This is a genomic window from Streptomyces sp. NBC_01808, from assembly GCF_035917395.1.
Taxonomy (GTDB): Bacteria; Actinomycetota; Actinomycetes; order Streptomycetales; family Streptomycetaceae; genus Streptomyces.
Map to the genome: position 1 here is coordinate 1,501,470 of NZ_CP109072.1, position 8,531 is coordinate 1,510,000.

The 8,531-nt window shown below is 72.3% G+C and carries 7 protein-coding genes and 2 rRNA genes (1 of these 9 only partly in view); 2 read left to right on the forward strand and 7 right to left on the reverse strand.

Going from position 1 to position 8,531, the window contains the following annotated elements:
- Positions 1–58 precede the first annotated feature (58 nt).
- From OG946_RS06225 to OG946_RS06240, 4 genes are read right to left on the reverse strand one after another with little or no spacing between them, the layout of a single operon-like run.
- Positions 59–904: an ABC transporter ATP-binding protein gene (locus OG946_RS06225; RefSeq protein ID WP_326795143.1), complete on the reverse strand. Its 846-nt coding sequence runs from the start codon at positions 902–904 to the stop codon at positions 59–61.
- Complete coding sequence (locus OG946_RS06230; RefSeq protein ID WP_326795144.1) at positions 901–1,938, reverse strand: FecCD family ABC transporter permease; 1,038 nt, start codon at positions 1,936–1,938, stop codon at positions 901–903. The genes OG946_RS06225 and OG946_RS06230 overlap by 4 nt, the downstream gene beginning before the upstream one ends.
- Positions 1,935–2,987 (reverse strand): FecCD family ABC transporter permease, encoded by a 1,053-nt coding sequence (locus OG946_RS06235; RefSeq protein ID WP_442814274.1) that lies wholly within the window; start codon positions 2,985–2,987, stop codon positions 1,935–1,937. Before OG946_RS06235 ends, OG946_RS06230 begins: the two co-directional genes overlap by 4 nt.
- 47 nt (positions 2,988–3,034) lie before the next feature.
- On the reverse strand, positions 3,035–4,087 hold the full coding sequence (locus OG946_RS06240) for an HAD hydrolase-like protein (protein ID WP_326795145.1): 1,053 nt from the start codon (positions 4,085–4,087) through the stop codon (positions 3,035–3,037).
- A gap of 75 nt (positions 4,088–4,162) precedes the next feature.
- Between OG946_RS06240 and OG946_RS06245 the strand changes: the two genes are divergently transcribed.
- Positions 4,163–5,434 carry a DUF1015 domain-containing protein gene (locus tag OG946_RS06245; RefSeq protein WP_326795146.1) on the forward strand — a complete coding sequence of 424 codons (1,272 nt, stop codon included), beginning with the start codon at positions 4,163–4,165 and terminating at the stop codon, positions 5,432–5,434.
- Between the two features lies 1 nt (position 5,435).
- Here OG946_RS06245 and OG946_RS06250 read toward each other — a convergent pair whose 3' ends face one another.
- Positions 5,436–6,263 carry a hypothetical protein gene (locus tag OG946_RS06250; RefSeq protein ID WP_326795147.1) on the reverse strand — a complete coding sequence of 276 codons (828 nt, stop codon included), beginning with the start codon at positions 6,261–6,263 and terminating at the stop codon, positions 5,436–5,438.
- A gap of 60 nt (positions 6,264–6,323) precedes the next feature.
- Here OG946_RS06250 and OG946_RS06255 point away from each other — a divergent pair, with 60 nt between their 5' ends.
- The gene (locus OG946_RS06255) at positions 6,324–7,385 is read left to right on the forward strand and encodes a hypothetical protein (RefSeq protein WP_326795148.1); all 1,062 of its coding nucleotides are present in this window, start codon (positions 6,324–6,326) and stop codon (positions 7,383–7,385) included.
- On the opposite strand, the gene rrf is transcribed toward OG946_RS06255, so the two are convergent.
- Positions 7,374–7,490: ribosomal RNA gene (gene rrf / locus OG946_RS06260) — 5S ribosomal RNA — on the reverse strand. The genes OG946_RS06255 and rrf overlap by 12 nt on opposite strands.
- A 111-nt stretch (positions 7,491–7,601) precedes the next feature.
- A 23S ribosomal RNA gene (locus tag OG946_RS06265) occupies positions 7,602–8,531 on the reverse strand (it continues 2,200 nt past the right edge of the window).

Sequence of the window (8,531 nt, forward strand, 5' to 3'; positions counted from 1 at the left end):
GATCCGGTGACGCCGCCGGGCCGTGCCGGTGCGCGGGCGCACCGGCCCCCGCTCAGGCTTAGGCCGCCCCCGCCCCCGCCCCCGCCCGCGCCTTGCGCGCCGCCGGGACGACCAGCGGCGTGCCGGTCTCCGGGTCGGCGATCACCTGGCACTTGAGCCCGAAGACGCGCTCGACGAGCTCCGCGTCCACGATGTCGTTCGGCGCCCCCTCCGCGACGATCCGCCCGTCGCGCATGGCGATCAGATGCGTGGCGTAGCGCGCGGCGTGGTTGAGGTCGTGCAGCACGGCGACCAGCGTGCGCCCCTGCGTCTCGTGGAGTTCGGCGCACAGGTCGAGGACGTCGATCTGGTGCTGGATGTCGAGGTACGTCGTCGGCTCGTCGAGCAGCAGCAGCGGCGTCTGCTGCGCGAGCGCCATCGCGATCCACACGCGCTGCCGCTGCCCGCCGGACAGTTCGTCGACATAGCGATCCGCCAGCTCCGCGACCCCGGTGGCGGCCATCGACTCCTGGACGACCCGCTCGTCCTCCCGCGACCACTGCCGCAGCAGCCCCTGGTGCGGGTAGCGCCCGCGGGCGACGAGGTCGCCGACCGTGATGCCGTCGGGCGCCACGGACGACTGCGGCAGCAGCCCGAGCGTCCGCGCCACCTTGCGCGCCGGCAGCGTGCCGATCGCCTCGCCGTCCAGCAGCACCGCGCCGGTGCGCGGCTTCAGCATCCGCGCGAGCGCCCGCAGCAGCGTCGACTTGCCGCAGGCGTTGGGCCCGACGACGACGGTGAACGAGGCGTCGGGCACGGCCACCGACAGGTGCTCGGCGACGACCCGGCTGTCGTAGGCGAGGGTGACGTTCTCGGCGGAGAGACGGCTCACTTCTGGGCTCCTGTCCGGCGTTCGGTCGGTCATATCCGGCCCGCCCGTCGTTCCGCGGCGAGCAGCCAGAGGAGGTAGACGCCGCCGAGCACGCCGGTGACGACGCCGACGGGCACCTGGTCGGCGCCGAAGGCGCGCTGAGCCGCCCAGTCGGCGACGATCAGCAGCGTGGCGCCCATGAGCGCGGCGGGCGCCAGGTTGGGACCCGGCGCGCGGGTCAGCCGGCGGGCGAGTTGGGGCGCGGTGAGGGCGACGAAGGCGACGGGCCCCGCGGCGGCGGTGGCGGCGGCCGTCAGCAGCACGGCGGCCAGCAGCGCCACGAGCCGTACCCGCTCGACGGGGACGCCCAGCGCGTAGGCGGTGTCGTCGCCCATCTCCATCATCCGCAGCGGCCGGCCGCAGGCCAGCACGAGCGGCACCAGCACCGCGCAGACCGCGATCAGCGGCCACACGTGTGTCCAGTCCCGCCCGCCGAGCGACCCGGTGATCCACAGGGTGGCGCGGGCGGCGTCGACCAGGTCGGCCTTGGTGAGCAGGTAGTTGATGACGCCGGTGAGGATGGCGGCGGCGCCGATGCCGACGAGCACGAGCCGGTAGCCGGCCACGCCCCGCTGCCAGGCGAGCAGGTAGATCGCCGCCCCGGTGGCGAGGCCGCCGGCGACGGCGCCGAGCGCGACCGCCTCCGAGCCGCCCTTGAACAGCACGATGACCACCAGCGCGCCCACCGCGGAGCCGTGCGAGACGCCGAGCACGTCGGGACTGCCCAGCGGGTTGCGGGAGATGGCCTGGAACACCGCCCCGGCCAGCCCCAGCGCCGCGCCGACCAGCAGCCCCACGAGCACCCGCGGCAGCCGCAGTTCGCGGACGATGAACTCCTGCCCTGGCTCGCCGCCGCCGAACAGCGTGCGCACCACGTCCGCGAAGGAAATGGGGAAGTCCCCGGTCCCGACGAGGACCACCGCGGCGGCCAGCGCGGCGGCGGCCAGCAGCAGGCAGACGAGCAGGGCGCGCAGGTCGAGGCGGACAGACAGATCGCCCTTCGTGCCGCGTACGTTGAGCGTTCTCACAACTGCGCCATCCTCCGGCGTCGTACGAGATGGATGAAGACCGGCCCGCCGAGGATCACGGTGACGATCCCGACCTGCACCTCCGCGGGCCGGGCCAGCACCCGGCCGAGCACGTCGGCGCCGAGCAGCAGCACGGGCGCGAGCACGGCCGCGTACGGCAGGATCCAGCGCATGTCGGGCCCGGTCACGGCGCGCACCATGTGCGGGATCATCAGCCCGACGAAGATGATCGGCCCGCAGGCGGCGGTCGCGGCGCCGCACAGCAGGGTGACGGCGAGCATGGCGAGCAGCCGGGTGCGGGCGAGGTGCGCGCCGAGGGCGCGCGCGGTGTCGTCGCCCATCGCCATGGCGTTCAGCGGGCGGGCCAGCAGCAGCGCGAGGACGATGCCGGTGGCGAGGAACGGCAGCACCTGCCGGATCGTGGTCATGTCGGCGGAGGCGAGCGAACCGGTGGTCCAGAAGCGCATCTTGTCCAGCGCCGCGGTGTCCGTCAGCTCGACGGCGCGTACGTAGCCGAAGAGCGCGGCGGTGGCGGCGGTGCCGGCGAGCGCGAGGCGTACGGGCGTGGCGCTGCGGCTGCCGCCGAGGGCGTAGACGACGACGGAGACGGCGGCGGCGCCGGCGAACGCGAACCAGACGTAGCCGGCGACGGAGGAGACGCCGAAGAAGCTGATGGCGCTGACGACGGCGGCGGAGGCGCCGGCGTTGATGCCGAGCAGCCCGGGTTCGGCGAGGGGGTTGCGGGTGAGGGCCTGCATGACGGCACCGGAGAGGCCGAGGGCGGCGCCGGCGAGGAGGCCGAGGATCGTGCGCGGGACGCGCATGTCGCGGATGACGACGTCGGTGTCGCTGCCGTCGTAGCCGAAGAGGCCGTGCCAGACCTGGTCCAGCGGGATGGGCTTGGCGCCGACGGCGAGGCTGGCCACGCAGACGAGCAGCAGCGCGGCACAGGAGGCGAGCAGTCCCGCGGCGCGCGGGGAGAACCACCGGCGGCGCGGTGGGGCGTCCTTGAGTCCGTTGTCCGTACGGGGAGCGGCGTCGACCAACACGCAGTTAGGTTAGCCTACCCTGATCAAACGGTGGAGTGGGTGCGCGCTCACAGACCGAGGCGGGCCAGCGCCTTCCCCGGGTCGAGACCGCACGAGCCCTCCCCCGCATACGTCCACGCCGCCGCGCACAACGCCCGCAGCCCGTCCAGCGGTTGCCCCTCACCGTCGAGCCGCAGGCCCGGCTCCGTACCGCCCGCGGACGCGCTCCAGCCGCCGCACCGCGCGACGAGGCCCTCGCCGTCGCCGTCCGCCACCGCCACCTCCGGCTGCGCGGCCGACAGCCCGCGCAGATCCGCCGCCACGTACGCCGGCCGGTGCCGCGGCTCCGCCGCGAGCAGCTCCGCGGCGCCCGTCACGCCGGTCAGCACCAGCAGCGCGTCGACGCCGCCGTTGTACGCGCCCTCGATGTCGGTGTCGAGCCGGTCACCGACCACCAGCGGCCGCCGTGCGCCCGTCCTGATGATCGTCTCCCGGTGCATCGGCGGCAGCGGCTTCCCCGCCACCCGCGGCTCGGCGCCGGTGGCCAGCCGCACCACCTCCAGCGCCGCCCCGTTGCCCGGCGCGATGCCGCGGGGGGTCGGAATCGTCAGATCGGCGTTCGACGCGAACCACGGCACCCCGCGCTGCACCGCGAACGCCGCCTCCATCAGCCGCCCCCACGGCATCGCAGGACCGCCGTGCCCCTGCACCACCGCCGCCGGATCGTCGTCCGCCGACTCCACGACGAGCAGCCCGCGCTCCCGCAGCGGCCCGTACAGCCCCTCCCCGCCGACCGCCAGCACCCGCGCCCCCGGCGGCACCGCCTCGGCCACCAGCCGCGCCACGGCCTGCGCCGAGGTGATCACGTCCGCCGGCTCCGCGGGCACGCCCATCGCGGTCAACTGGCCGGCGACGACGGCCGCGGGGCGGGAGGCGTTGTTCGTGACGTACGCCAGCCGCATGCCGCTCTCCCGGGCCCCGCCCAGCGCCTCGGCCGCGTACTCGACGGCCACGCCGCCGATGTAGACGACCCCGTCGAGGTCCAGCAGCGCCGTGTCATATGCCGTGCACAGCGGCTCCACGCAGGCGTCGGTACGGGTCCTGACGGGCTGGCTGGTCACGACGGCGGCTCCTCGGACGGGCGATATCCACGGCTCGATCATCGCGCATCGGCCACGGCGCATACGATCCGGTCCATGCAGCGTTCACCCGGTCTCGACCTCCGCCCCTTCCGCGGGCTGCGCTACGCGCCGTCCCGGGTGCGCAGCCTCGCCGCCGTCACCTCCCCGCCGTACGACGTCGTCGTCCGGCCCGACGGGCTGCACCACCTGGAGACCGCCGACCCGTACAACATCGTCCGCCTCATCCTCCCTCAGGACGGCGACCCCGCCACCCGCCACCGCCTCGCCGCCGACACGCTGCGCCTGTGGCGCGCGGAAGGCGTGCTCGTGCCCGACCCGCGGCCCGCGCTCTACGTGTACGAGCAGCGCAGGGGCGGCCTGCTGCAGCGCGGCGTCATCGGGCTGCTGGCGCTCAGCGAACCGGCGGACGGCGTGGTGCTGCCGCACGAGGACGTGATGGACGAGATCGTCGCCGACCGCGCGGGCCTGATGCGCGAGACCGCCGCCAACCCCGAGCCGCTGCTGCTGTCGTACCGCAGCGACGGCGCGGCCACCGGCACGGCGGCCGTCGTCGCCCGCACCACGGCGCGCACCCCGCTGCTGGCCACGACGACGGACGACGGCTTCGCGCACCGGCTGTGGGCGGTGACGGACACGGAGGAGATCGCGGCCGTACGCGCGGACCTGGCGCGGCGGCAGGCGCTCATCGCGGACGGGCACCACCGCTGGGCGACGTATCTGCGGCTACGGGCCGAACGGCCGGCGCCGCCCGGCGGGACCGGGCCGTGGGGCTACGGGCTGGTCCTGCTCGTCGACACGGCCCGCCACCCGCTCGTGGTCCGCGGCATCCACCGCGTCCTGCGCACGCTTCCGCCCGCCGAAGCCCTGCGCCTTGTCGGCGACGAAGCCCGCGTCCGGCACGTCGACGCACCGCTGCCCGCGGCGCTGAGGGAGCTCGAAGAGACGGAGGGCAACGCGTTCCTCCTGGCGGGCGAGGACGGCCTGCACCTGGTCGACCGCCCGGACCCGGCCCTGCTGGCCCGTACCGTACGCACCGACCGCCCGGCGGCATGGCGCACCCTGGACGCCACGGTGCTGCACGCCACGCTCATCGAGCACGTATGGCAACTCCCGGATGACCCCGAGCACATCGGCTACGTCCACGAGGCCGAGGCCGCCGCCGCCCAGGCGGCGCGCCTGGGCGGGACGGCGGTGCTGATGAAGCCGGTGGCGGAGGACGTCGTACGGGAACTCGCGCGGGACGGGGTGACGATGCCGCGCAAGTCCACCTCGTTCGGCCCGAAGCCGGCCACCGGGCTGGTGCTGCGGGCCCTGGATCTGGGGTGAGTCAGGCGCGGGGCTCGTCGTCCGCGGCTGCGGGGTCGTCCTCGTCGGTGAAGTCGGCGTCGCTCACCTCAGAGCCGGCAGAAACCTCCGCGTCCTCCTCGACATCGGCCTCGGCCTCCTCCTCGAACTCCTCCGAGTCGGGGTCGAGCGCGTCGGTGAACTCGATGCCGTCCAGCTCGGCCAGCCGGTCGGAGGCGTCCGTGAGCCCTTCGTGGTCGGCCTCGACGGCCTTCGCGAACCACTCCCGCGCGTCCTCCTCTCGCCCGACCTCCAGCAGCGCGTCGGCGTAGGCGTACCGCAGCCGCGCGGTCCACGGGTGCACGGCGGTCGACGCCAACTCCGGGCTCTGCAAGGTGACGACGGCGGCATCGGGCTGCCCCAGATCACGCCGCGCCCCGGCGGCGACGAGGCGCATCTCGACCTGCCCGGCCTTGTCCAGCCGCTGCACCTCGGGCTCACCGGCCATCGCCAGCGCCCGCTCCGGCCGGCCCATGCCGCGCTCGCAGTCGGCCATCACCGGCCAGAGGTCGGGACGCCCACTCATGCGCCGCGCGGCCCGGAACTCGGCCAGCGCCTCCTGGTACTTCCCGGTGTGGTACGCGGCGAAGCCGGCGGCCTCCCGCACCGCCCCGACGCGGGACGCGAGCCGCAGCGCCACCTTGGCGTGCTCATAGGCCCGGGGGGCGTCCTCGTCGAGCAGCCGGGCGACCATGACGAGGTTCTTGGCCACGTCCTCGGCAAGCGTCTTGGGCAGGCTCTGCAGTTCCTGCCGTACGGCCTTGTCGAGCTCAAGCCCGGTGACGTCGTCGGGAATGGACAACCGCCGCACAGGCGGCCGCTCCCCCTCCCGTCGCGGCCCCCGCGCCCGATCATCCCGCCGCTCAAACCGTTGCCCACGCCCGTACCCGTCACGCCGGGGCCCGCGAGAGCGGTCGTCGTCGCGCCGGAAATCCCGCCGGGGCCGGTCATCGTCACGACGGGGCCCACGCGGCCGGTCGTCCTCACGACGGAAGTCACGCCGGGGCCGGTCGTCGTCCCGACGAGGACCGCGCGGACGGTCGTCATCACGCCGGAAGTCACGCCGCGGCCGGTCATCGCTACGGCCGAAGTCACGCCGCGGACGGTCATCATCGCGCCGGAAGTCCCGCCTCGGCCGGTCATCGTCACGCCGGGGCCCACGGGGGCGATCGTCGTCGCGCCGGAAGTCACGACGAGGCCGGTCGTCATCACGACGGGGCCCATGCGGGCGGTCGTCGTCACGACGGAAGTCACGCCGGGGCCGGTCGTCGTCCCGACGAGGACCGCGCGGCCGGTCGTCATCACGCCGGAAATCACGACGAGGCCGGTCATCGTCACGACGAGGCCCACGCGGACGGTCGTCATCGCGCCGGAAGTCCCGCCGCGGACGGTCGTCATCGCGCCGGAAGTCCCGCCGCGGACGGTCGTCACCACGCCCGAAGTCACGACGGGGGCGGTCGTCATCACGGCGGAAGCCCCGCGCCCGGTCGTCTCCACGGCGGTCGTCGTCCCGCCGCGGCCCGCGCGGACGGTCGTCGTCGCGCCGGAAGTCGCGGCGGGGCCGATCGTCGTCGCGTCGGAAGTCCCGTCCCGGCCGGTCATCGTCACGGCGGGGCCCACGCGGCCGGTCGTCATCACGCCGGAAATCACGCCGCGGACGGTCATCCTGCCGCCACGGCCCATGCCCCTGGCGGTCGCCGTCCGTACGACGCGGACCGCCGCGACGGTCTCCGTCACGCCGGTCGAAACCACGTCCGTCACCGTCACGACGCCGGCCGCGGCCGTCACGGTCCTCGTCACGCCGGTCGGGCTCGTTGGTGGTCATCACTACGCTCCTCTAACTCCCGGTCTCACCGGAACGAAAACAAAAAAGGACCCTTGGTCCCAGCGCTCACGCTGGGACCAAGGGTCCTCAACAATTGTTCGGCGGTGACCTACTCTCCCACACGGTCCCCCATGCAGTACCATCGGCGCGGTCGGGCTTAGCTTCCGGGTTCGGAATGAGACCGGGCGTTTCCCCAACGCTATGACCACCGAAACCCTCAAAGGGTCAGCGAACAAGCACACTCTTCAGTTAAGTGAACAAACTCAAGCCAACCCGACAACAACGGTTTGTTGTCTGGGAACAACACAGTGGACGCAAGCAGCTATGGACAAGCCCTCGGCCTATTAGTACCGGTCACCTCCACCCCTCACAGGGCTTCCAGATCCGGCCTATCAACCCCGTCGTCTACAGGGGGCCTTAACCCCTCATGGGGGTGGGAGTCCTCATCTCGAAGCAGGCTTCCCGCTTAGATGCTTTCAGCGGTTATCCCTCCCGAACGTAGCCAACCAGCCATGCCCTTGGCAGAACAACTGGCACACCAGAGGTCCGTCCGTCCCGGTCCTCTCGTACTAGGGACAGCCCTTCTCAAGACTCCTACGCGCGCAGCGGATAGGGACCGAACTGTCTCACGACGTTCTAAACCCAGCTCGCGTGCCGCTTTAATGGGCGAACAGCCCAACCCTTGGGACCGACTCCAGCCCCAGGATGCGACGAGCCGACATCGAGGTGCCAAACCATCCCGTCGATATGGACTCTTGGGGAAGATCAGCCTGTTATCCCCGGGGTACCTTTTATCCGTTGAGCGACGGCGCTCCCACAAGCCACCGCCGGATCACTAGTCCCTGCTTTCGCACCTGCTCGACCCGTCAGTCTCGCAGTCAAGCTCCCTTGTGCACTTACACTCACCACCTGATGACCAACCAGGCTGAGGGAACCTTTGGGCGCCTCCGTTACTCTTTAGGAGGCAACCGCCCCAGTTAAACTACCCACCAGACACTGTCCCCGATCCGGATCACGGACCCAGGTTAGACATCCAACACGACCAGAGTGGTATTTCAACGACGACTCCACAACCACTGGCGTGGCCGCTTCACAGTCTCCCACCTATCCTACACAAGCCGAACCGAACACCAATATCAAGCTATAGTAAAGGTCCCGGGGTCTTTCCGTCCTGCTGCGCGAAACGAGCATCTTTACTCGTAATGCAATTTCACCGGGCCTATGGTTGAGACAGTCGAGAAGTCGTTACGCCAT

Bases quoted from the DNA above. Each gene is read 5' to 3' on its own strand.
- OG946_RS06225 (WP_326795143.1), bottom strand. From the start codon at position 904: ATGACCGACCGAACGCCGGACAGGAGCCCAGAAGTGAGCCGTCTCTCC.
- OG946_RS06245 (WP_326795146.1), top strand. From the start codon at position 4,163: ATGCAGCGTTCACCCGGTCTCGACCTCCGCCCCTTCCGCGGGCTGCGC.